21 protein-coding genes are annotated in these 21,725 nt (G+C 57.7%); 6 read left to right on the top strand and 15 right to left on the bottom strand.

All coding sequences use genetic code 11. The annotated features are described in order from the left end of the window. Positions 1-57: 57 nt before the first annotated feature. The 10 genes from lpdA to KI614_RS06410 form a co-directional block, all read right to left on the bottom strand. Entirely contained in the window at positions 58-1,482 is a 1,425-nt protein-coding gene (lpdA, locus tag KI614_RS06455) for a dihydrolipoyl dehydrogenase (protein ID WP_203466226.1), read from the bottom strand. 76 nt (positions 1,483-1,558) lie between these two features. Then, positions 1,559-2,785, bottom strand: coding sequence for a 2-oxoglutarate dehydrogenase complex dihydrolipoyllysine-residue succinyltransferase (gene odhB, locus KI614_RS06450; RefSeq protein ID WP_226408678.1), 1,227 nt, complete (start codon positions 2,783-2,785; stop codon positions 1,559-1,561). A 24-nt stretch (positions 2,786-2,809) separates the two neighbouring features. Continuing rightward, positions 2,810-5,653 (bottom strand): 2-oxoglutarate dehydrogenase E1 component, encoded by a 2,844-nt coding sequence (locus KI614_RS06445; protein WP_413464180.1) that lies wholly within the window; start codon positions 5,651-5,653, stop codon positions 2,810-2,812. A gap of 100 nt (positions 5,654-5,753) precedes the next feature. Next, positions 5,754-7,052 (bottom strand): citrate synthase, encoded by a 1,299-nt coding sequence (gltA, locus tag KI614_RS06440; protein WP_226408677.1) that lies wholly within the window; start codon positions 7,050-7,052, stop codon positions 5,754-5,756. Positions 7,053-7,136: 84 nt separating this feature from the next. Next, entirely contained in the window at positions 7,137-7,379 is a 243-nt protein-coding gene (locus KI614_RS06435; RefSeq protein ID WP_203466222.1) for a succinate dehydrogenase assembly factor 2, read from the bottom strand. Further along, positions 7,379-8,089 (bottom strand): succinate dehydrogenase iron-sulfur subunit, encoded by a 711-nt coding sequence (locus KI614_RS06430; RefSeq protein WP_066882612.1) that lies wholly within the window; start codon positions 8,087-8,089, stop codon positions 7,379-7,381. The genes KI614_RS06435 and KI614_RS06430 overlap by 1 nt, the downstream gene beginning before the upstream one ends. Before the next feature lie 12 nt (positions 8,090-8,101). Next, positions 8,102-9,886: a succinate dehydrogenase flavoprotein subunit gene (gene sdhA / locus KI614_RS06425; protein WP_203466221.1), complete on the bottom strand. Its 1,785-nt coding sequence runs from the start codon at positions 9,884-9,886 to the stop codon at positions 8,102-8,104. Positions 9,887-9,888: 2 nt separating this feature from the next. Further along, entirely contained in the window at positions 9,889-10,236 is a 348-nt protein-coding gene (gene sdhD / locus KI614_RS06420; RefSeq protein ID WP_203466220.1) for a succinate dehydrogenase, hydrophobic membrane anchor protein, read from the bottom strand. After that, positions 10,233-10,619 (bottom strand): succinate dehydrogenase, cytochrome b556 subunit, encoded by a 387-nt coding sequence (gene sdhC, locus KI614_RS06415; RefSeq protein WP_203466219.1) that lies wholly within the window; start codon positions 10,617-10,619, stop codon positions 10,233-10,235. The genes sdhD and sdhC overlap by 4 nt, the downstream gene beginning before the upstream one ends. Before the next feature lie 138 nt (positions 10,620-10,757). Further along, positions 10,758-11,513 carry a GntR family transcriptional regulator gene (locus KI614_RS06410; protein ID WP_226408676.1) on the bottom strand — a complete coding sequence of 252 codons (756 nt, stop codon included), beginning with the start codon at positions 11,511-11,513 and terminating at the stop codon, positions 10,758-10,760. A gap of 199 nt (positions 11,514-11,712) precedes the next feature. On the opposite strand from KI614_RS06410, the gene KI614_RS06405 reads away from it, so the two are divergent. The 3 genes from KI614_RS06405 (at position 11,713) to KI614_RS06395 (ending at position 14,505) form a co-directional block, all read left to right on the top strand. Beyond that, positions 11,713-12,699, top strand: a complete 987-nt coding sequence (locus KI614_RS06405; RefSeq protein ID WP_203466217.1) for a malate dehydrogenase — start codon at positions 11,713-11,715, stop codon at positions 12,697-12,699. An 89-nt stretch (positions 12,700-12,788) separates the two neighbouring features. After that, the gene (locus tag KI614_RS06400) at positions 12,789-13,772 is read left to right on the top strand and encodes an HpcH/HpaI aldolase/citrate lyase family protein (RefSeq protein WP_226408675.1); all 984 of its coding nucleotides are present in this window, start codon (positions 12,789-12,791) and stop codon (positions 13,770-13,772) included. Next, entirely contained in the window at positions 13,765-14,505 is a 741-nt protein-coding gene (locus tag KI614_RS06395; protein ID WP_226408674.1) for a tRNA pseudouridine(65) synthase TruC, read from the top strand. The genes KI614_RS06400 and KI614_RS06395 overlap by 8 nt, the downstream gene beginning before the upstream one ends. On the opposite strand, the gene KI614_RS06390 is transcribed toward KI614_RS06395, so the two are convergent. The 5 genes from KI614_RS06390 to KI614_RS06370 form a co-directional block, all read right to left on the bottom strand. Next, on the bottom strand, positions 14,492-14,932 hold the full coding sequence (locus KI614_RS06390) for a cyclic nucleotide-binding/CBS domain-containing protein (protein ID WP_203466214.1): 441 nt from the start codon (positions 14,930-14,932) through the stop codon (positions 14,492-14,494). The genes KI614_RS06395 and KI614_RS06390 overlap by 14 nt on opposite strands. A 172-nt stretch (positions 14,933-15,104) precedes the next feature. Continuing rightward, entirely contained in the window at positions 15,105-15,536 is a 432-nt protein-coding gene (locus KI614_RS06385) for a hypothetical protein (RefSeq protein WP_226408673.1), read from the bottom strand. 4 nt (positions 15,537-15,540) lie between these two features. Beyond that, on the bottom strand, positions 15,541-16,680 hold the full coding sequence (locus KI614_RS06380) for a porin (protein ID WP_226408672.1): 1,140 nt from the start codon (positions 16,678-16,680) through the stop codon (positions 15,541-15,543). Positions 16,681-16,833: 153 nt separating this feature from the next. Then, positions 16,834-17,322, bottom strand: a complete 489-nt coding sequence (locus KI614_RS06375) for an ankyrin repeat domain-containing protein (protein WP_226408671.1) — start codon at positions 17,320-17,322, stop codon at positions 16,834-16,836. 128 nt (positions 17,323-17,450) lie between these two features. Beyond that, a complete protein-coding gene (locus tag KI614_RS06370; protein ID WP_203469247.1) occupies positions 17,451-18,704 on the bottom strand; it encodes a nitronate monooxygenase in 1,254 nt (417 codons plus the stop codon). A gap of 176 nt (positions 18,705-18,880) precedes the next feature. Here KI614_RS06370 and KI614_RS06365 point away from each other — a divergent pair, with 176 nt between their 5' ends. From KI614_RS06365 to rlmF, 3 genes are read left to right on the top strand one after another with little or no spacing between them, the layout of a single operon-like run. Then, entirely contained in the window at positions 18,881-20,041 is a 1,161-nt protein-coding gene (locus KI614_RS06365; RefSeq protein ID WP_226408669.1) for an NnrS family protein, read from the top strand. After that, positions 20,041-20,493: a YaiI/YqxD family protein gene (locus tag KI614_RS06360; RefSeq protein ID WP_203469245.1), complete on the top strand. Its 453-nt coding sequence runs from the start codon at positions 20,041-20,043 to the stop codon at positions 20,491-20,493. The genes KI614_RS06365 and KI614_RS06360 overlap by 1 nt, the downstream gene beginning before the upstream one ends. Positions 20,494-20,545: 52 nt before the next feature. Further along, a complete protein-coding gene (gene rlmF, locus KI614_RS06355) occupies positions 20,546-21,643 on the top strand; it encodes a 23S rRNA (adenine(1618)-N(6))-methyltransferase RlmF (protein WP_226408667.1) in 1,098 nt (365 codons plus the stop codon). Positions 21,644-21,725 lie beyond the last annotated feature (82 nt).

Raw genomic sequence — 21,725 nt, 5'->3', positions numbered from 1 at the left:
TTCGTCAGCAGTCTGAAGAGCCCGGAAAGGGCTCTTGAGGTCTCTGCCCGAGCTGGGTCAGAAATGCAGCGGACGCTTGTCGCAAGCCAGGGCTGCTTCGTGCACCGCTTCCGACAGCGTCGGGTGAGCGTGACAGATGCGAGCCAAGTCTTCGGAAGCACCACCGAACTCCATCGCCACGACGGCTTCGGAAATCAGCTCGGATGCATTGGCACCGATGATGTGCACACCGAGAATGCGATCGGTCTGGGCGCAAGCCAGCATCTTGACGAAGCCGGAGGTGTCGCCCATGCCCAGCGCACGGCCGTTGGCCATGAACGGGATCTTGCCGACCTTGTAGGCCACGCCATCGGCCTTGAGCTGCTGTTCGGTCTTGCCGACCCAGGCGATTTCCGGTGAGGTGTAGATGACCCATGGAATGGTGTCGAAATTGCAGTGACCGGCCTGGCCAGCCATCAGCTCGGCAACCATCACGGCCTCTTCCATCGCCTTGTGGGCCAGCATCGGACCACGGACTACGTCGCCGACAGCCCAGACGCCCGGCAGGTTGGTCTTGCAGTGGCCGTCGACTTCGACAAAACCACGGGCATCCAGCTTCAGGCCAACCGCATCGGCGTTCAGGCCGTCGGTATTCGGAGTACGACCAATCGAGACGATCAGGCGATCGGCATCGAGCTTCTCGGCCTTGCCATCCTTGCTTTCGTAAGCAATGGAAACGCCCTTCTTGGTGACCTTGATGTCGCCGATCTTGACGCCGGTCTGAATATTCAGGCCCTGCTTGGCGAACAACTTGGCGGCTTCCTTGGCGACGTCCTGATCGGCCGCGGCGAGGAAGTCAGGCATGGCTTCGAGAATGGTGACTTCAGCGCCAACGCGACGCCAGACCGAACCCATTTCCAGACCGATCACACCGGCACCGATGATGGCCAGCTTCTTCGGCACGGATTCCTGGTTCAGGGCACCTTCGTTATCCATGACGATTTTTTGGTCGACCGGGACATTCGGCAAATGACGAGCCTTGGAGCCGGTCGCGACGATAACCTGCTTGGCCAGCACTTCTTCAGCACCAACCTTGACCTTCCAGAACTCGCCTTCCTTGGCGACGAAAGAGCCATGGCCAGCCAGCATGGTGACCTTGTTCTTCTTGAACAGGCCCTTGATACCGGCGGTCAGTTGGGTAACGACCGTATCCTTGCGCCCTTTCATCACCGGCACGTCGATGCTCGGCGCAGAAACCTTGATGCCTTGGGCAGCGAAGCTATGGCCGGCTTCCTCGAACAGGTGCGAGGTGTGGAGCAGCGCCTTGGACGGAATACAGCCAACGTTCAGGCAAGTGCCGCCGAGACGCGGCTCGCCCTTCGGGTCGGCATAAGGGTTGGATTCGCAGCATGCAGCGGAGAAGCCGAGCTGGGAGGCGCGAATCGCAGCCACGTAACCGCCAGGACCACCACCGATAACGAGCACGTCAAATTGCTTGGACATGTGACAACCTTTCAGAATTCAGATGTGCAAAAGCGCCAGCCCCCGTTATTGGGGAACTGGCGCCGGCAAACGTCAATTAGACGCCGAGGAGCAAACGGGAAGGATCTTCCAGCGCTTCCTTCATGGTCACCAGACCGAGGACGGCTTCGCGGCCATCGATGATGCGGTGGTCGTAGGACATGGCCAGATAGTTCATCGGGCGCACGACCACTTGACCGTTTTCAACCATGGCGCGGTCCTTGGTGGCATGAATGCCGAGGATCGCGGATTGCGGCGGATTGATGATCGGGGTGGACATCATCGAACCGAAGATGCCGCCATTCGAGATCGAGAAGGTACCGCCGGTCAGGTCTTCGATGGTCAGCTTGCCATCCTTGGCCTTGGCACCGAATTCGGCGATCTTCTTTTCGATTTCGGCAATGCTCATCTGGTCCGCATTGCGGATGATCGGCACGACCAGGCCACGCGGCGAACCGACGGCGATACCGATATCGATGTAGCCGTGATAGACGATGTCGTTGCCGTCAACCGAAGCGTTCAGGACCGGGAACTTCTGCAGGGCGGCACAGGCAGCTTTGACGAAGAAACCCATGAAGCCGAGGCGAACGCCGTGGGCCTTTTCGAACTTCTCGCCATACTGCTTGCGCAGCGCCATCATCGGGCCCATGTTCACTTCGTTGAACGTGGTCAGAATGGCGTTGGTTTGTTGCGATTGCAGCAGACGCTCGGCGATACGGGCACGCAGACGGGACATCGGCACGCGCTGTTCGGTACGGTCGCCCAGGGCAACAGCAACCGGCGGGGTCGGCATGGCAGCCTTGGCGGCAGCCGGTGCTGCAACCGGACCAGCCTTCGGCGCGGCAGCAACGGCATCTTCCTTGGTGACGCGACCACCACGGCCAGAACCGGCGACGTCAGCGGCAGCAACACCCTTTTCGTCAAGAATCTTGCGCGCCGATGGGCTGGCCGTACCTGCCGGAGCAGCAGCGGCGGCAACCGGTGCCGGAGCGGCGGCAGCAGCCTTCGGTGCTTCGGCGGCCGGAGCAGCAGCGCCAGCCTTGGCTTCGGTGTCGATACGGGCGATCAGTTCGCCGGAGACAACGGTTTCAGCGTCGCCCTTGACGATCTCGACCAGCACGCCGGCAGCCGGGGACGGCACTTCCAGAACGACCTTGTCGGTTTCGATATCAATCAGGATTTCGTCGCGAGCAACGGCTTCGCCGATTTTCTTTTTCCAGGATGCGAGGGTGCCTTCGGCAACGGACTCGGAAAGCTGGGGAACTTGGACTTCAATAATGCTCATGGTGACTCCACTCTGCTCTAGTTATTAGTACTCGATCTTGCCCAGTGCGGACTCGATCAGTGCTTTTTGTTGCTCGTTGTGCTTGGCCAGATAGCCCACTGCAGGCGAGGACGATGCCGGACGCGAGACCAGCAGCATCTTCTGCTTGCCACTGATCTGGGTATCCAGATGGTGGCGCGAAGCAATCCAGTACCAGGCGCCCTGGTTGCGCGGCTCTTCCTGGCACCAGACGATTTCAGTCGCCTTCGGATACTTGGCCAGTTCCTTCTCGAGGTGATCTTTCGGGAACGGGTAGAGCTGCTCAACGCGGACGATGGCAATGTTGGCGATTTTCTTCTCGCGACGGGCGGCCAGCAGGTCGTAGTAGACCTTGCCGGAACACAGGACAACACGGGTAACTTTTTTGGCATCGAGGTCGTCGATTTCACCAATGACCTGCTTGAATTCGCCATTGGCCAGTTCGTCGAGCGAACAGGCGGCATCCTTGTGGCGAAGCAGGGATTTCGGTGTCATCACGATCAATGGCTTGCGCTGCATGCGAACGGCCTGACGGCGCAGCATGTGGAAAACCTGGGATGCGTTGGACGGCACGCACACTTCCATGTTCATTTCGGCACAAGCCTGCATGTAGCGTTCGAGGCGGGCGGAAGAGTGCTCCGGACCCTGACCTTCGTAACCATGCGGCAACAGCATGACCAGACCACAGGCACGACCCCACTTGGCTTCGCCGGAAGCGATGAACTGGTCGATTACGACCTGTGCACCGTTGGCGAAGTCGCCGAACTGGCCTTCCCAGACCACGAGTTCGTACGGGTTGGCCGTAGCGTAGCCGTAGTCGAAGGCGAGAACCGCTTCTTCGGACAGCACGGAGTCGTAGCACTGGAAGCCGGCCTGCTTTTCCTGCAGGTTCTTCAGCGGATGGAAAGTACCAACATCCCAGTTTTCACGATTCTGGTCGTGGAACGCTGCGTGGCGATGGAAGAAGGTACCGCGACCGACGTCTTCACCGGAAATGCGAACGCCGTAGCCGGAAACCAGCAGCGATGCATAGGCCAGGTTTTCAGCCATGCCCCAGTCGACTGGCAGCTTGCCGTCACCCATTGCAGCGCGATCTTCAACGATCTTCTTGACACGGGAATGCAGCGTGAAACCTTCCGGCAGCGTGGTCAGACGCTCAGCCAGACGCTTCAATTCCTTGGCCGGCACCTTGGTATCGCAATTTTCGATATAGGTCTTGGTCAGGAATGGCGTCCAGTCAATCATGTTCGGGTGCTTGTAGCCTGCCAGAACCGGGTTGTACAGCAGTTCGCCCTTATCAAGATGTTCGCGGTATTCCTTGATCATCTGATCCGGACCATCTGCCGGCAAAACCCCTTCGGCAATCAGCTTGTCGCCGTAAACCTTGCGGGTACCCGGGTGCTGGGCAATTTTCTTGTACATCAGCGGCTGGGTGACCATCGGCTCGTCCTGCTCGTTGTGACCGAGCTTGCGGAAGCAGACGATGTCGATCACGACATCCTTCTTGAACTGCTGACGGAATTCGACCGCAATCTGGGTCACCAGTGCAACAGCTTCCGGGTCATCACCATTGACGTGGAAGATCGGTGCATCGGCCATCTTGAAGATGTCGGTACAGTAGTGGCCGGAGCGATAGTCACGCGGGTCGCTGGTCGTGAAGCCGATCTGGTTGTTCACGACGATATGCAGCGTGCCGCCCGTGCCGTAGCCGCGGGTTTGCGCGAAGTTGATCATTTCCTGGTTAACACCCTGACCGGCAACAGCGGAGTCGCCGTGGATGATGACCGGGAGAACCTTGGACTTGCTGCCTTCGCCACGACGAACCTGACGTGCATAGACCGAACCTTCAACCACCGGGTTGACGATTTCGAGGTGCGACGGGTTGAAAGCCAGTGTCAGGTGGCAAGGACCTTGCGGCGTCGACACGTCGGACGAGAAGCCCATGTGGTACTTGACGTCGCCGGCCGAAAGATCGCTCTTCTTCTTGCCTTCAAATTCGGAGAACAGCATGGACGGTGCCTTGCCCAGCGTGTTGACCAGCACGTTCAGACGACCACGGTGGGCCATGCCGATAACGATTTCATCGATGCCGCAGTTGCCGCCGGAACGAATGGTTTCATCCATCGCCACGATCAGCGACTCGCCGCCTTCGAGGGAGAAACGCTTCTGACCGACATACTTGGTATGCAGGTAGCGCTCCAGCGTCTCTGCTGCGGTCAACCGCTCCAGCAGGCGCTTTTTCTGGTCAGCAGAGTAGGAAGGACGTGAGCGGATGGTTTCGAGACGTTCCTGGAGCCAGCGTTTTTCGCTGTACTCGCTCATGTACATGTATTCAACGCCGACAGAACCACAATAGGTCTGTTTCAGCGTTTCCATGATGTCGCCCAGAGAAGCCGTTTCAGGCACGCCCTTCAGTGAGCCGGTGCTGAATTTCTGGTTGAGATCGGAATCGGTAAAGCCATAAAACGAAAGTTCGAGTTCTTCGATCTTCGGCCGGGCCAGGCGCTTGAGCGGGTCAAGATCAGCCCAGCGAGTTCCGATTGAACGGTAGGCCGTAACCAGCTGACCTACTGCGGATTGCTTCTTGTTGTCGCTGGCACTGCTCGTTGCGGCCGGACGGAAACCACCATCCTTGCCCAGCTCGGCAAAGGCGGCGATGACAGGCGCATGCGCCACATCACGAGCAACAAAGCCTGGCATCTGGGCCAGGCGATCAAAGTAGTCGCGCCACTCATCAGGCACGGCAGTCGGATTATCAAGATAGGTTTCGTACAGCTCTTCAACAAACGGCGCATTGCCGCCGAAGAACATCGTGCTGTCGAACAGGTGATTCATCGTAGTCATAGGCATCCCCTTGAGGGTATTGTCTTTCTCTTTAGCTGCGGGTCACGGAGCCGGTCAGGCCCCGCGGGTAAAAAAAGGGCGGCCACACGGCCGCCCGTTCTTCAGCTTAGCCGCGTTGGGCAAGCGGCACGACGTCGCGACGTGCGGCACCGATGTACAGCTGACGCGGACGACCGATCTTGTATTCCGGATCGGAAATCATTTCTTCCCACTGCGTCATCCAGCCCACGGTGCGAGCCAGGGCGAAGATACAGGTGAACATTTCTGTCGGGATACCGATCGCCTTCTGAACGATACCGGAGTAGAAGTCGACGTTCGGGTAAAGCTTCTTCTCGACGAAGTACGGATCTTCCAGAGCGATACGCTCAAGTTCCATGGCCAGCTTGAACAGACGATCATTTTCCAGACCCAGCTCAGCCAGGACTTCATTACATACCTTGCGCATCAGCGTAGCGCGCGGGTCGAAGTTCTTGTAGACGCGGTGACCGAAGCCCATCAGCTTGAAGGAGTCATTCTTGTCCTTGGCACGAGCGATGAACTCGGGAACGCGAGAAACGTCGCCGATTTCTTCCAGCATCTGCAGGCATGCCTCGTTGGCGCCGCCGTGTGCCGGGCCCCACAGACAGGCGATACCTGCTGCGATACAGGCAAACGGATTGGCACCCGAAGAGCCAGCCAGACGAACCGTCGAAGTCGACGCATTTTGTTCGTGGTCGGCATGCAACGTGAAAATAGTGTCAAGGGCACGGACCAGAACCGGATTCGGAACGTACTTCTCGCACGGGTTACCGAACATCATGCGCATGAAGTTGGCGGTATAGCTCAACTCATTGTCCGGATACATGAACGGCGCACCCGTGTTGTATTTGTAAGCCATGGCAACGATCGTCGGCAGCTTGGCAACCAGGCGATTGAAGCTGACGTTACGGTGCTCGGCGTCAGAAAAGTCCATTGCATCATGGTAGAAAGCGGACAACGCACCGACCACGCCAGTCATCACGGCCATCGGGTGAGCATCACGACGGAAGCCGGAGAAGAACTTGGACAGTTGCTCATGCACCATCGTGTGATTCTTGATCGTGCTTTCGAAATCGCTTTTCTGCTTGGCGTTCGGCAGTTCGCCGTTCTTGAGCAGATACGTCACTTCAAGGAAGTTGCAGTTTTCTGCCAGTTGCTCGATCGGATAGCCACGGTACAGCAACTCGCCCTTGTCACCATCGATAAAGGTGATTCTGGATTTGCAGCTGGCGGTAGAAAGGAAACCGGAGTCGTAGGTAAACAAACCGGTCTTGGCGCCCAAGGTGCGGATATCGACGCAGTCATTGCCGTGCGTCGGGGACATGATCGGGAAATCGACGGGAGCCTGTCCATCGATTGTCAAAGTTGCCTTGCGTTCGGTCGTCATGGTCTCTTCCCTTTACAGGTGTTAGTAGTCACTGCACTGCCAAAAAAAGCGGTAAACGTTCCAAAGATAGAACGTTCACCTTACTCAACTCTTACGAAGCAACGCCACGATGGAAGTAATCCTGGGATCATCAATCTCGGCTTTTCCGGTGATGAGATCCCAAAGATCATAGTCTTCCATATCGGCTAATGCCACGAACGCCCGTTGCCCCTCTTCGTCCAGTTTATCGAAACCGTCGTCGAGAAAACGCGTCAGCGTCACATCAAGTTCGAGCAAAGCCCGACGGATGCAACGCCAACGCAGGCGCTCATAGTCTTTTCGTTCCATCAGACGGCGCGGCGAACCATCATGTCCTTGATCTTGCCGATGGCCTTGGTCGGGTTCAGACCCTTCGGACATACGTCAACGCAATTCATGATGGTGTGGCAACGGAACAGACGATACGGGTCTTCGAGGTTATCAAGACGCTCGTTGGTTGCCTGGTCACGGGTATCGGCGATGAAGCGATAAGCAGCCAGCAGGCCGGCCGGGCCGACGAACTTGTCCGGATTCCACCAGAAGGAAGGACAGGAGGTCGAGCAGCAGGCACACAGGATGCACTCGTACAAGCCATTCAGCTCTTCACGATCTTCCGGCGACTGGAGGCGTTCGCGCTCTGGAGCCGGGTCGTTGTTGATCAGGTACGGCTTGATCGAGTGGTACTGCTTGAAGAACTGGGTCATATCGACGATCAGGTCGCGAATGACCGGCAGACCTGGCAACGGACGCAACACGATCGGCTGCTTCAGACTATCGATGTCGGTCAGACAAGCCAGACCATTCTTGCCGTTGATGTTCATGGCATCAGAGCCACAAACGCCTTCACGGCAGGAGCGACGATACGAAATCGCATCATCCTTGGCCTTCAGCTTGGTCAGCGCATCAAGCAGCTTACGGTCAGTCGGTTCGAGTTCGACCGAGATGTCCTGCATGTACGGCGCGTCGTCCTTGTCCGGATCGTAGCGGTAGATACTGAATTGAACCATGCGTTTGCTCATTCTGGACTCCAATTAGTACGAGCGCGTCTTGAGCTCAACAGGCTCGACGGTCAGGGGTTGCATGTTGACCGGCTTGTAGCTGATCGAGTTATCAACCGGCGAGAACAGCGTGTGCTTCAGCCATTCCTTGTCGTTACGGCCATTCGGGAACTCGGCAGTATCCGGTGCATCGTCGCGAACGTGGGCGCCACGGGACTCCTTGCGAGCCTCGGCGGAGATCATCGTTGCCTTGGCAACTTCGATCAGGTTTTCCATTTCGAGAGCTTCGGTCCGGGCCGTATTCCAGGCCTGCGACTTGTCCTTGATTTCCAGGTTGCGCGCGGCCTTTTCAACTTCGAGAATCTTCTCGACGCCTTGCTTCAGCATGTCGCCGAAACGGAACACGCCAGCGTGGTCCTGCATCGTGCGCTGCATGGCCAGACGGGTTTCGTGCACGTTGGCACCACCCTTGCGGTTATCCAGCGCTGCAATGCGAGCCAGGGTCTTGTCGGCAACATCCTTGGGCAGATCGCGATGAGCGCGGCCAGCCTTGAGATCTTCAACAGCCGAGTCACCCGCCGACTTGCCGAAGACCAGCAGGTCGAGCAGCGAGTTCGTACCGAGACGGTTGGCACCGTGCACCGAGGCGCAGGCACACTCGCCACCGGCGTAGAAGCCCGGAACAACGGCGTTCATGTCGCCACCTTGCGGCATTACGACACGACCAGAGTAATGAGTCGGAATACCGCCCATCTGGTAATGACAGGTCGGTACGACCGGGAGCGGCTCTTTCAGGCAATCGACACCGGCGAACTGCAGGCCGATTTCGTGAATACCAGGCAGGCGCTTCATAATGGTCGCGGGGTCGAGGTGGGTGATGTCGAGCAGGACGTAGTCCTTGTTGACGCCACAGCCGCGGCCTTCCTTGATTTCAGTTGCCATGGCGCGCGAAACCACGTCACGCGAAGCCAGATCCTTGGCGTTCGGCGCGTAGCGCTCCATGAAGCGTTCCTTGCTGCTATTACGCAGGATGCCGCCTTCGCCGCGCACACCTTCGGTAATCAGCACGCCGGCACCGGCGACGCCGGTCGGGTGGAACTGCCAGAATTCCATGTCTTCGAGCGGGATACCGGCACGAGCCGCCATACCCAGACCATCACCGGTGTTGATGAAGGCATTGGTCGAAGAGTAGAAGATACGACCAGCGCCGCCGGTCGCGAAAATGGTGGCGCGAGCGTGGAAGATCACGATCTGGCCAGTTTCCATTTCCATAGCGGTAACACCAAGGACATGACCTTCTTCGTCGCGAATCAGGTCAAGCGCCATCCATTCGACGAAGAATTGGGTGTTGGCCTTGACGTTGCGCTGGTACATGGCGTGCAGCATGGCGTGACCGGTACGGTCAGCGGCAGCACAGGAACGACGCACCGGCTTTTCGCCGAAATTGGACATGTGGCCGCCGAACGGGCGCTGATAGATCTTGCCGTCGTCGGTACGGTCAAAAGGCATGCCGTAGTGTTCGAGTTCGACGACCACTTCGTTGGCCTTCTTGCACATGAACTCGATCGCGTCCTGGTCGCCGAGCCAGTCGGAACCCTTGACGGTATCGTACATGTGCCACGTCCAGTGATCTTCCTCGGAGTTACCCAGAGAGGCAGCAACGCCACCCTGCGCCGCAACGGTATGCGAACGGGTCGGAAAAACCTTCGACAGCACGGCGGTCTTCAGGCCGGCTTCGGACAATTGGATTGCGGAACGCAGACCGGCACCACCGGCACCAACGATTACCGCATCAAACTTGAGAACAGGAATACTCACGCTTACAGCCTCCAGAGAATCGCAGCAGCCCACGCCGTGTAACCCACCAGCGCAGCAATGGTCAGAACGTGCAAGCTGAGGCGAATGCCGGTCGGCTTGACGTAATCCATCCAGATATCACGCACGCCAATCCAGGCGTGGTAAAAAAGGCTGACAAAGAACAGGAAGGTCAGGAACTTGATGACGCCATTGGCAAAGATACCTTGCCAAGCTTCAAAAGAACCAGGACGAACAATCAGCAGGACAGCAACCATCAAGACAGAATAAATAGCCATGATGACGGCAGTAGCACGTTGTGCAATCCAGTCCTTGAGGCCGTAATGGGCACCGACAACAGTACGATTAATCACAGGAGCACCCCCCAGAGAACCAGGGTCAGCGGAATGCTGACTGCAAATACAACAGCTGCCGACTGACGCGCGGCCTCTTTCTCGATACCAACATGCAGATCGAGCAACAGGAAGCGGATACCGGCGCAGAAGTGGTGAACAAACGACCAGAGGAGGCCCGCCGCCACAACCTTTGCCGGCAAGGAGGCCATCACCGCCTTGAAGGTAGCAAAAGTATCTGCTGAAGTCAGGCTAGCCGAAAACAGCCAGAGCAATACCGGGAGAAACAGGAACAAACCCACACCGCTAACGCGATGAAGAATTGATACCTTGCCCGGTAAAGGCAACCTGATAGTAGTCAAGTCCAAGTTTTTTGGACGTTTCTTGATGGTCATTTCTGCCATGAACGTCATCCCTCGCGTAAAGTTGCGGTTATCCGCTTGTACGTAGTTCGAAAAGAACCATAATTATACATTCAAAATCTGCCTGGAAACGCCAGCACAGGCTATTTCCGACCTAATCCCCAAGGACTACTTCTCTCGTCAGCCCAGATCGTTCCGGTAATAGTGATGACGCGTGCAATACAAACCACGCCGCCACTCAACCGGTTTATTTCCATAGGTATAGGCGGTACGTTCAACCAGCAACAAGGGATCGCCTGCCTTAACACCCAGCAAGCCGGCACTATAAGGATCAGCCGGAACAGCCCGCAAGCGCTCCTCGGCATTGATCATCCGGACACCGTATTCACTCTCGAACAAACTATAGAGTGATCGTTCGCCACCTTGCAAACGCTCGATGGACAACCCCTCGAACTGGTCTGCGAGCAGATAAATCTGATCAAATACAACCGGCTCGCCGCCGAAGCGCAGCAAACGCTCGACGCAAACAACACGCTCACCGACCGTCACACCGAGTGCAGTAGCCACTTCGACGGTTGCTTCCCGAATAACACAGGATAACGGGTCGCTGACGGTATGCGCCACACCGCCCGCATCCGGAACCAGTCGCAGGAAACGATAAAAGGAACGCGGGTCGCTATGCGTGGAAACAAAAGTCCCCTTCCCTTGCCGGCGCACCAGCATGTTTTCTGCTGCCATTTCATCAATGGCCTTACGCACGGTTCCCTGGCTGACGTTGAAACGCGCAGCCAACTCTCCCTCACTGGGAATCGCATCACCAGGCCCCCACTCGCCAGCCTCCAGGCTGCTGATCAAAAAATCCTTGATCTGACGGTATAAGGGGCTGAATGTGGGCGACGAAGTACGGTTTGCCGAACGGGAAGCTTCACGGGTCATAGTTTCAAATTTCAGCACATTTCAAGCCCAGCGTCCACGAAAAGTTATCTTATATAAGACACAAGATGAATTGACAGCTTTGCGCCGAACTTCTAACATCAATAGTCTCTCGCGCCCGCATACGCAAGACAACAGAACGACACGGGCGCTCTCGCAGAGTCAACAATTTCAACCACGCTGTTTCATACAGGAGCGATACATGTCCAAAGCCCCCATGCGCGTTGCTATCACTGGCGCCGCCGGCCAGATCGGTTATAGCCTGCTGTTCCGCATTGCCTCCGGCGAAATGCTCGGCAAAGACCAGCCGGTCATCCTTCAGTTGCTCGACCTGCCGCAAGCTCAGCAAGCTGTGAAGGGCGTGATGATGGAACTGGAAGATTGTGCCTTCCCGCTCCTGGCTGGCATGGTTGCCACCGATGACCCGAACGTCGCTTTCAAGGATGCCGACGTTTGCCTGCTGGTTGGTGCCCGTCCGCGCACCAAGGGCATGGAACGTGCCGACCTGCTGACCGCCAACGGCGCCATCTTCACCGTTCAGGGCAAGGCCATTGCCGAGAACGCCAAGGAAGACGTCAAGGTTCTGGTCGTCGGCAATCCGTGCAACACCAACGCCTTCATCGCCGCCGCCGCCGCCAAGAAGGTTGGCCGCACCAATCCGAACAACTACCACGGCATGCTGCGCCTGGACCACAACCGCGCCCTGTCGCAACTGGCTGCCAAGGCCGGCCGTGAAGTTTCTTCCCTGAAGAAGCTGGTCGTCTGGGGCAATCACTCGCCGACGATGTACGCCGATTACCGCTACACCACCTCCAATGGCGACAGCGTAAAGGCCCTGATCAACGATCACGCCTGGAACAACGACGTCTTCCTGCCGACCGTCGGCAAGCGTGGCGCCGCCATCATCGAAGCCCGTGGCCTGTCCTCGGCCGCTTCGGCTGCCAACGCCGCCATCGACCACGTGCGTGACTGGGTCCTCGGTTCCGACGAATGGGTCACCATGGGTGTTCCTTCCGACGGTTCCTACGGCATCCCGGCCGGCATCGTGTTCGGCTTCCCGTGCGAATGCAAGGGTGGCAAATTCACCATCATCCAGGGCCTGGAAATCGACGAGTACAGCCGCGAGAAGATCAACTTCACGCTCAAGGAACTGACCGACGAAGCCGAAGCCGTCAAGGACATGCTGTAATCCAGCATTAGTTCTTAGCTGCATCGAAAGGCCGCGATAAAATATCGCGGCCTTTTTCTTTTTCTCCTCAATTGACGAAGTTGACGATCATGCGCCATCCAAAAGCTGTTCTCTTCGCCGGCGAAAAGCCCCTCCCCACCCTTCCCGCGGTCGACCACTACGCCGGGTCGGAAAAGCTGATGCGCAAAGCGCTGCAGTTACAGAAGGAACTCGGCCCGATCTTCGACATCACCTGCGACTGTGAAGATGGCGCGCATGCCGGTGCCGAGCGGGAACATGCCGAAATGGTCGGCCGACTGATCATGAGCGACGAGAATCAGTTCAATCGTGTCGGCGCACGGATTCATGACGTAACTCACCCGCACTGGCGCAAGGATCTTGAAATCCTGGTCGGCATCGCCGGCAATCGCCTGCCGTTCATTACACTTCCCAAGCCTTGCAGCGCAGGAGATGTTCTCGTCCAGATCGAAGCATTGCGGGAAATCGAACGTGAATTCAATGTCGACCGCAGCATTCCCGTCCACGTGCTGATCGAGACGCACGGCGCCTTGCGCGAAGTCTGGGAGATCGCCGCACTGCCAGGTGTCGAGAGCCTGGATTTTGGCCTGATGGATTTTGTTTCAGGCCACCACGGCGCCATACCCGGCTCCGCCATGAAAAGTCCGGGCCAGTTCGAACACCCGCTGATCGTCCGTGCCAAATGCGAAATCAGCGCCGCAGCACTGGCTTGCGGCGTCATTCCGGCACACAACGTAACCACCGAACTGAAGGATATCGAGTACATCCGGAACGATGCCCTGCGCGCGCGTAACGAATTTGGCTACCTGCGCATGTGGAGCATTCACCCGAATCAGATCACGCCCATCGTTGAAGCCATGCGCCCCGATTTCTCCGAAGTTCAAGCCGCCGGAGAAATCCTGAGCGCCGCCCAGGACAAGGACTGGGGGCCGATCCAGCACGCCGGCAAACTGCACGACAGAGCCTCCTACCGCTATTACTGGGCGCTTCTCGAACGCGCCCACATCACCGGCATGCAATTGCCGGAACCGATCAAGCAGCGCTTCTTTGGCTGAGCAACTCCCCATCCTCTTTCGGGATCAGCACCTTGTCGTCATCGACAAGCCTCCAGGCTTGCTCGTTCACCGCTCAGAAATCGACCGTCACGAAACCCGTTTCGCCATCCAGATTCTGCGCGATCAGATTGGACAACGGGTTTGGCCGGCGCATCGACTTGATCGCGGCACATCCGGCGTGCTGCTTTTTGCACTCGACATTGAAACCGCCGGCAAACTCGGCCGCCAATTCGAGGCCGGTATCGTCGACAAGCGCTATCTCGCGGTTGTCCGTGGCATCCCGCCGGAAAGCGGCGAGATTGATCACCCACTGACCCGCCAACGCGACAGCTACGAGTTCAAAGGAGAGAATTCAAGCGACGAGGCGCAGACCGCATTAACCCACTACCGGCGCCTGGCATCGGTCGAACTGCCTTTCGCGGTCGACCGCTACCCGAGCAGCCGTTATGCACTCGTTGAGCTACTGCCGGTGACCGGTCGCCGCCACCAACTGCGCCGCCATTTGAAACACATCGCCCATCCGATCATTGGGGATGCCACACATGGCAAAGGACGTCACAACCGCTTTTTTGCCGAACATTTTGGCGCCAACCGCCTGCTGCTGGCCTGCACCGAATTAAGTTTCGACCACCCGATCAGCGGCCAGCGCGTCAACGTAAAAGCGCCAGTGTCGGGCGAATTTGCCACCACACTGGCGCAACTGGGTTGGTTGCCCGAACTCAATAACCGATAGAGTTTTCCAGCTCTTCGAGACGCCGCATATCGCGCTCAAGATCAACCAGATCCTGACCCAGCGCATCGCGCGCTGAAACCATGCCCAGCGGTGCGCCCTGATCATCAACTACCGGAACATGGCGAAATCCACCTTCCGCCATCATGTGCAGGGCATAGGCCAGCGGCTTGTCGGCCCGGATTGTCTGTGGATCAGCCACCATCACGGAAGCAACCGACGTCGTGTCGGGGTCGAGACTCGCGGCCAGCACTTTGTTGAGTGCATCGCGCTCGGTAAAAATGCCGACAATTCCCTGATTTTCAAGCACCAGCAAGGCACCGATCCGCTTGCTTGCCATCAAGCGGCATGCAGCACGAACACTGACATCCTTGGTCGTCGAAATCAGCGCGCGGCCCTGAACAAGATTTCCAACCAATCTTTTAGGCATTTTTGTCTCCGTTATTGAATTCAATAGTAACGACATATTTACCAAAATCACCACAACAAGCAATAGCTGTTACTGCGATTTGATAACGGCAATCACAATCGCAATAAAGATGATGACCATGCCGATCAGCTCAGGGTTCAATCCAGTTTCGCCTTATTGTCGATGATCAATGTTACGGTTTGAATTCATAGATCACGCGGACCCGTGCATCTGCCTTCGCCAGATCGATAAATCCGATACCACCCGGCTGCGTTGCGACCCACTTGATGACTTCATCTGCATTGGCGACACGCACAGGAGGCCGCATTCGCCCGGAAAACATCTGGCGCGACCAGTAGGCATCAACATCGGCCAGATCCTTGCCGACCAGTGCCGCATAAAAACGGGCACGCTCGGGCACACCATCGACCAGGTCGACAGGCTGCGCCTCAAGCCCATTAAAGAACTGCCGGTAGCGACCAAAGAAAATATTGATCACCTCGTTGCGCGTCATCGCGGCAACACCACTTCGGGCATTGACGATAACCACCAGTTCAGCCTGGGCATGGCCTGTACAACACAAGGTCAGGCCAATCAGGAGATTTTTTATTTGGCGGAGACTCATGGCGTCAGAAAATAAAATCCATGGTCAGCGAAAAAACATCCATCTTCCCGTTCCAGGCCGGCGTCTCTTTCCGGTAAGGAAGAATCGAGGCGGACTCGCCACGAATGGCATCCCACTGGGCCTTGAGGGCAACATTGCGCACGACATCCCAGCGCGCACCGACAATGGTGGTCTGCTGGTCGGCATGACTGTCCGCCATGATCGACGCCACCACCGGGTTCAATGTCCGGCCACGGGTATCCGAAGATACGCGGGAATAGCCAAGGTACGGCGTTACGGGACCGATACGGTAGCCTGCCAGCGCATATCCCGAAGTTGAAGACTGGAAAGCCTCGCTACCCTGCTCGCAACGATTCAACATCAATTGCAACTGCCACGGTCCACGATCGTACATGGCACCAATTGAATAATAGTGACTGCGGGTATTGGCCGTTGTCAGATGCGCAGCCCCTTCCTGGGCGAGCGCTGCCGGCAAATAAGCCGATAAAACATCGTTGACCGGGAGATTGCTCCGGAAACGGATATTGGCGTAGCTCAAACGCAGCAACCAGGCACCCGTCTGGTAATCGACAAAACCGCCGGTCATCGCCGAGCCGTCGATTTTCCACTGCTTGTCGGCCAGCGGCACATTGCCATCCGAAACGCCGTAATACAGCTTGCCGCGCAAGACGGAATCGCCCAATGGCAAAGTCGCTACGGCATCCGCACCGTCGATACTGTAAAACGGCAGATACCAGAAAAAGTCACCGGGAGGCCGTACCGTCATGAAGGAATAGCCGACCAGACGCGAATCGGCCATCATGAAAAACTCGGTTCCCAGACGACCGGCACGCAAGCTGAACAAGGGCGTCGGATCGTATTTCAGGTAAGCCCAGGCGATTTCCGGGGTAAAGCTCTGGTCAAAACGATAGCGACTGACGCCCTGCACAACTGCTTCCAGTTGCGGGCTGATTTGCCAATTGGCCTGCAAGCCGAGCAGGCTATCAAGACGCCCATCCCATTTCTTTCGAACCCCGGTCGGCTGCGACAGATCGCGGACGAATTCGGCATCGTTGCTGGTCGTCCGAGCCATGCCGAGTGTCCCGAAACCATGCAGGCTGAAATTGCTGGCGGCATCGTCAGCCTGCACCGGCGAACCGGACATTGCGCTGACACATAGACCGGCAAGCGCCAGCCTTAACAACCGCGAACGGGGTGCTCGTACCTGAAAAAGGGAAAGGAGGCGGTTGCGCATGGCAAAAGAATAAAAATCAGACCTCGTGAATATATATCAGGGACAACACAAAAACCTCCCTTTTCAACAAGGTTTCCCGGCTTTGCACCCCTTGAGTATCCAAAGCGAAATCACCCCCGAAGCTTCGTTGGCCATCGCCTTGCGGGCCATCGAGGTCGGATCACGCCCGGCGTTGGTCTTGGCGTAAGGGTCGGCACCCGCCTCAAGCAGCAAGCGGGCATGACGTGCATTTTGCGAGTAAGCCGCCAGATGCAGCGGCATCGTGCCATCGTTATCCCGTGCGTTCGGATCAGCACCGGCAGCAATCAGCGTCTGCAGCGCACTAAGATCGGGATTGGTCGCCGCCAGATGCAGCGGCGTCGAACCCTGAGCGGTTCGTTGATCGCGAGCCGCCGGCTGCGCCTTGAGCAAGGCGGCCACCTGAGCCCCACTTCCTGTACGCGCCGCATCATGAATCGGCTGGTCGCGCCCACTGGCCGAGAGCTCTTCCGCCAGACCTGCGACGCAAACCGACAAACCGGCAAGCAACAATACTGTGTTCAGAAATTTCATTTTTCACTCCGGGACAAGTCTGGTGCAATTCTAGGAATCCGGCGCCGAATCAAGAATGATTCTGATCAAGCCCCCAAAAGCAAAAAGCCCGGCGACGAATCGACCGGGCTTTTCAAAACAGAAGAGGATCAGGCCTCTTGTGCCGGCAAGGCGAGTTTTTGATCGGTGCTGAACTGGTAATCCTTGAAGATATGTTCAGCCGACAGGATCTGGTAGCTGCCATCTGCCCGCTTGTGCGTCGTATCCTTCAGACGATAAGTCAGGTGACCGCAGGTCCAGAGATCGAAATTGCGCATGTGCGTGCACAGACAGGTCTTGTCCATGACCGAAATCTTGCGCTGCTCGGGATGCGCTGCTACTTCGCGGTTGTACGCCGTGACATAGGCGCATTTGCCATTGGCATCCAGCAGGTAGCCGTAGGCTTCGCAGTTCGGACGAATTCCATCGCCGATGGCCGGGCTGCCCTTGAGCATGCGCATCGGATAGCCGGTCGGCGAAATCTGGTTGACCTCGATATCGTCCTCGCTGGCCTTGAAGTATTCCTGCTGGACCTTTTCCGGCAGGCCACATTCCTTGGCGACAGTAAAGCGCGTTGCCACTTGCACCGCAGCCGAACCGGTTTCAAGGAAGGCACTCGCGTCGCTGCCGGTGAAGATACCGCCGGCCGGGATGACGGGGATGTCGAGATGTTCGTTTTTCAGGAACTGGATGACTTCGGTGACGATCGTCAGCAGATCGTACTCGGCCCAATCCATGCCGAAACCGAGGTGGCCGCCGGCCAACGGGCCTTCGACGACGATGTAGTCGGGCAGACGGTTGGTCCGCGCGGTCTTCTTCAGGAACAGTTGCAGCGCACGAACCGAGGAAACGATGATGCCCAGCTTGGCATCACGGAAGCGTGGGTGATCCTCGATCAGGCCAAACGAACCGAGATGCAGGCCGGCAGCCAGCGTAATGCCGTCGATACCGGCATCGAGCGCGGCCGTCATGCGCACCTTGAGCGTCTCTTTCGGGGCGTTCATGGTCAGCTTTTCCATGCAGTTCACGAAAACCAGGCCGGAGCCCTGCTTGCGTTCCATGGTGCTAGCCACATGCAGACGCGTGGCTTCGGCGATTTTGCCAAGGTCGAACTTGACCGGTGACTTGTCTTCGTTTTCTGCGTTGTATTTGTAGAGCGCGAGCTTTTCCTTGACGAATTTCGTCTTGTAGCGACGGTCTGTCACGGTTTTGATCATCGCGTCGGAGATGTGCCCGACGCCGCCCAGACGGGCAGCCTCCAGAGCCAGATCGGCCGTCGAGATATCAACCCCCATGCCACCGATCATGATAGGCACAAGCTCATGCTTGCCCAACCGCAAGCGGAAATCGTCCACACGCTTCATTGCTATCCTTCAGAAGAGCAGCCGGGCCTCTATGCGATATCGCAAGCACGGCTAAGGGCGGGATTTTACGCCAATGTGACGCTTCTTGCTCGCCCACTCTGGGATAAATCAAGATCAACTTGTCCCGGCGTCGTTAAACTTGCCACTTTGCAATGCACTGTACCGAAAGGTTTTCGATGTCCATGATGACCCATCCGCTGTGGCTGGTCGGCTTTCGTCCCTTCTTCGCACTGGCCTGCCTGGCCGGGATGATTCTGCCCTTTTCCTGGGCGCTGATCTTCAGCGGCAGTCTGCCGGCACCGACGACAAGCTTCTCGGCCATCCAGTGGCACGCGCACGAAATGTTCTTCGGTTTTGGCTGGGCTGTCCTCGGCGGCTTCCTGCTGACCTCGACGAAAAACTGGGTCAATATTCGTGGCTACCACGGTGCAGCGCTGATCTGGCTGACGGCCGCCTGGCTGATCGAGCGCCTCGGGATGAGTTTCGGCGGACAATGGCCGGCCCCCTTGTTCGCCCTGTCGAACAACCTTTTCCTCGGCAGCATCATTGGCATGTTGTTGTGGACGCTGCTGCGCCACCGCAATCGTGACAACTATCGCGACAACGCCTTTTTCATTGTCATGCTCCCCGCTTTCCTCGTTGCCAAGTACCTGATACTCCATGGCGACCACTTTGCCGCCGGCTACAACATGGCCATCGGTCTGTTCCGGATGGCTTTCCTGGTCATGCTCGAACGCACGCTGACCCAGTTCATGAAGGCCGCCTTCCAGGCGCAAATCCTGCGCCAGCCCAAACTCGACATGGCAATCAAGCTGCTCGGCTTGTTGATGGTCATCGAATTTGCCCTGCCCCGGCCGTTGACCGCAGCAATCGCACTGCTACTGGCCGCGCTGCTGGCTGTGCGTTTCATCTTCTGGAAACCGCAGCTGGCCTTCAAGCGGATCGACATCGGGATCATGTATGTCGGCTACCTGGCCATCGTTGCCCAATTGATCATTGAAGCGCTCGGCCAGCTTTTCAACCAGGTCTGGATCGGCAGCCTTTCAGTCCATATCTTTACTTTTGGCGCCATGGGCACGGTCATTCCGGCCATGCTGATCCGCATTTCAAAAGGCCATACCGGGCGCAAAGTCGTTTTCGACGGCCTCGACCGGATCGCGCTTTACATCACATTGCTCGGTCTGTTCGTCCGGGTCATTGCCCCTCAATGGTTCCCCGAGCGCTACCCGATGTGGATTCATCTGGCGGCAAGCTGCTGGTTGCTCACCTTCGGCATCCTTGGATGGCGGTATATTCCCATTCTTTTGCAGCCGCGAATCGATGGCAAGGAACACTGATGCAAATCTGGGTCGATGCCGACGCCTGCCCGAGCGTCATCAAGGAAATCATTTTTCGGGCGGCCGAACGGCTGAAGATAGAGACCATCCTGGTTGCCAACCAGATGCTGCGCACACCGCCGTCACGGTACATCCGGGCAATCCAGGTGCCGTCCGGCTTCGATGTCGCCGACCGTCACATCGTCGAACAACTGACTCCGGGCGATCTCGTCATCACGGCCGACATTCCGCTGGCCTCCGGGGTGATTGAACGCGGCGGCCACGCCTTGAATCCACGCGGCGAGCTGTACACCGAAGCCAATATCCGCGAGCGGCTGACGATGCGCAATTTCATGGAAGAACTGCGCAGCGCCGGCATTGAAACCGGGGGGCCGGCAGCCTTCAGCCAGGCGGATCGGCAAGCCTTCGGCAACACCCTGGACCGCTTTCTGGCCAAACACATGGCGGCCTGAGCGGCCGGCCGTGGGATACTTCGGGCATTCACGCCCAGAAAAAGAACGAAACATGTCCGCAAAAACCCCGCCGGCCGCCCCTCCGGTCAAGCCCGCCAAGCCTTCCAAACCGAAGGTCAGCAAGCCCGTCGTCGCCAAGGCCGAATTGCACCCGCGCAACAAGAATCTCAATGGCTACGACTTCCCGGCGATGCTGGAAGTCGCTCCGGCCCTGAAGCGATTCATCAAAACCACCCCGGCCGGCACGCTGAGTATCGATTTTGCCAATCCTGCGGCCGTCAAGGCATTGAACCGCGCCCTGCTGGCGCTGCACTACAAAACCTGCGGCTGGGAAATTCCAGCCGGCTACCTTTGCCCGCCGATTCCCGGCCGGGCCGATTACATCCACCATGCTGCCGACCTGCTGGCCAGTTGCAACAAAAAAGCCATTCCAACCGGTGCCGGCGTGCGCATTCTCGACATCGGCGTTGGTGCCAACTGCGTTTACCCCCTGGTCGGACACGCCGAATATGGCTGGAGCTTCCTCGGTGCCGATATCGACGAAGCGGCACTGGCCAACGCCCAGATGATTCTGGGCAAAAACCCCGGGTTGACCGCAGCAGTCGAACTGCGCCACCAGACCGTCTGGGACAATATTTTTGTCGGCCTGCTGCGTTCGGGTGAAACCTTCGACCTGTCGATGTGCAACCCACCTTTCCACAATTCGCCCGACGAAGTATTGGCCGTCAGCCAACGCAAATGGAACAACCTGGGCAAGCCCGGCGCCCAGAAAGGGGCCAGCCAGCCACGCCTCAACTTTGGCGGCGGCGGAACGGAACTGTGGTGCAACGGCGGCGAACGCGCCTTCGTCAAGCTGATGATCGAGCAAAGCGCAACGATTCCGAAGCGGGTCATGTGGTTCACCAGCCTGGTATCGAAAGCGGAGAATCTGGAGCACATCGAACTGGCGCTGAAAAAAGCCCACGTCGTCGATTCGCGCATCATTCCGATGGGCCAGGGCCAGAAACAAAGCCGCATGGTAGCCTGGACCTTTACCGGCAACGGCGACCGCGAGAAATGGCGCAAAGCACGCTGGTCGACCGCAGCAAGCTCATTTGCCGGCACCCCGGAAACGCAGGGCGAAGTCGCTCCCGAGAGCGCGCCCGACTAAGGCGAAAACAGCGCAACAGCATTACCCCCGCTGGAATCAGGGCTACCGGTATAATGGCCGGTCCCTATTTCAGCGAACTCCA

Origin of the sequence: Dechloromonas denitrificans (genome assembly GCF_020510665.1) — a bacterium.
In the GTDB taxonomy this organism is placed as follows: Bacteria; Pseudomonadota; Gammaproteobacteria; order Burkholderiales; family Rhodocyclaceae; genus Azonexus; species Azonexus denitrificans_B.
This window is presented reverse-complemented; position numbering and strand designations above follow the sequence as displayed.

Excerpts from the sequence above, each read along its gene's own strand:
- lpdA (WP_203466226.1), bottom strand. The coding sequence starts at position 1,482 with ATGTCCAAGCAATTTGACGTGCTCGTTATCGGTGGTGGTCCTGGCGGT.
- KI614_RS06430 (WP_066882612.1), bottom strand. The coding sequence starts at position 8,089 with ATGAGCAAACGCATGGTTCAATTCAGTATCTACCGCTACGATCCGGAC.
- KI614_RS06445 (WP_413464180.1), bottom strand. The coding sequence starts at position 5,653 with ATGCCTATGACTACGATGAATCACCTGTTCGACAGCACGATGTTCTTC.
- KI614_RS06365 (WP_226408669.1), top strand. The coding sequence starts at position 18,881 with ATGTCCATGATGACCCATCCGCTGTGGCTGGTCGGCTTTCGTCCCTTC.
- sdhC (WP_203466219.1), bottom strand. The coding sequence starts at position 10,619 with ATGGCAGAAATGACCATCAAGAAACGTCCAAAAAACTTGGACTTGACT.
- rlmF (WP_226408667.1), top strand. The coding sequence starts at position 20,546 with ATGTCCGCAAAAACCCCGCCGGCCGCCCCTCCGGTCAAGCCCGCCAAG.
- KI614_RS06375 (WP_226408671.1), bottom strand. The coding sequence starts at position 17,322 with ATGAAATTTCTGAACACAGTATTGTTGCTTGCCGGTTTGTCGGTTTGC.
- KI614_RS06435 (WP_203466222.1), bottom strand. The coding sequence starts at position 7,379 with ATGGAACGAAAAGACTATGAGCGCCTGCGTTGGCGTTGCATCCGTCGG.
- KI614_RS06410 (WP_226408676.1), bottom strand. The coding sequence starts at position 11,513 with ATGACCCGTGAAGCTTCCCGTTCGGCAAACCGTACTTCGTCGCCCACA.
- KI614_RS06385 (WP_226408673.1), bottom strand. The coding sequence starts at position 15,536 with ATGAGTCTCCGCCAAATAAAAAATCTCCTGATTGGCCTGACCTTGTGT.
- KI614_RS06360 (WP_203469245.1), top strand. The coding sequence starts at position 20,041 with ATGCAAATCTGGGTCGATGCCGACGCCTGCCCGAGCGTCATCAAGGAA.
- KI614_RS06405 (WP_203466217.1), top strand. The coding sequence starts at position 11,713 with ATGTCCAAAGCCCCCATGCGCGTTGCTATCACTGGCGCCGCCGGCCAG.
- KI614_RS06400 (WP_226408675.1), top strand. The coding sequence starts at position 12,789 with ATGCGCCATCCAAAAGCTGTTCTCTTCGCCGGCGAAAAGCCCCTCCCC.
- KI614_RS06370 (WP_203469247.1), bottom strand. The coding sequence starts at position 18,704 with ATGAAGCGTGTGGACGATTTCCGCTTGCGGTTGGGCAAGCATGAGCTT.
- odhB (WP_226408678.1), bottom strand. The coding sequence starts at position 2,785 with ATGAGCATTATTGAAGTCCAAGTTCCCCAGCTTTCCGAGTCCGTTGCC.
- gltA (WP_226408677.1), bottom strand. The coding sequence starts at position 7,052 with ATGACGACCGAACGCAAGGCAACTTTGACAATCGATGGACAGGCTCCC.
- KI614_RS06390 (WP_203466214.1), bottom strand. The coding sequence starts at position 14,932 with ATGCCTAAAAGATTGGTTGGAAATCTTGTTCAGGGCCGCGCGCTGATT.
- KI614_RS06380 (WP_226408672.1), bottom strand. The coding sequence starts at position 16,680 with ATGTCCGGTTCGCCGGTGCAGGCTGACGATGCCGCCAGCAATTTCAGC.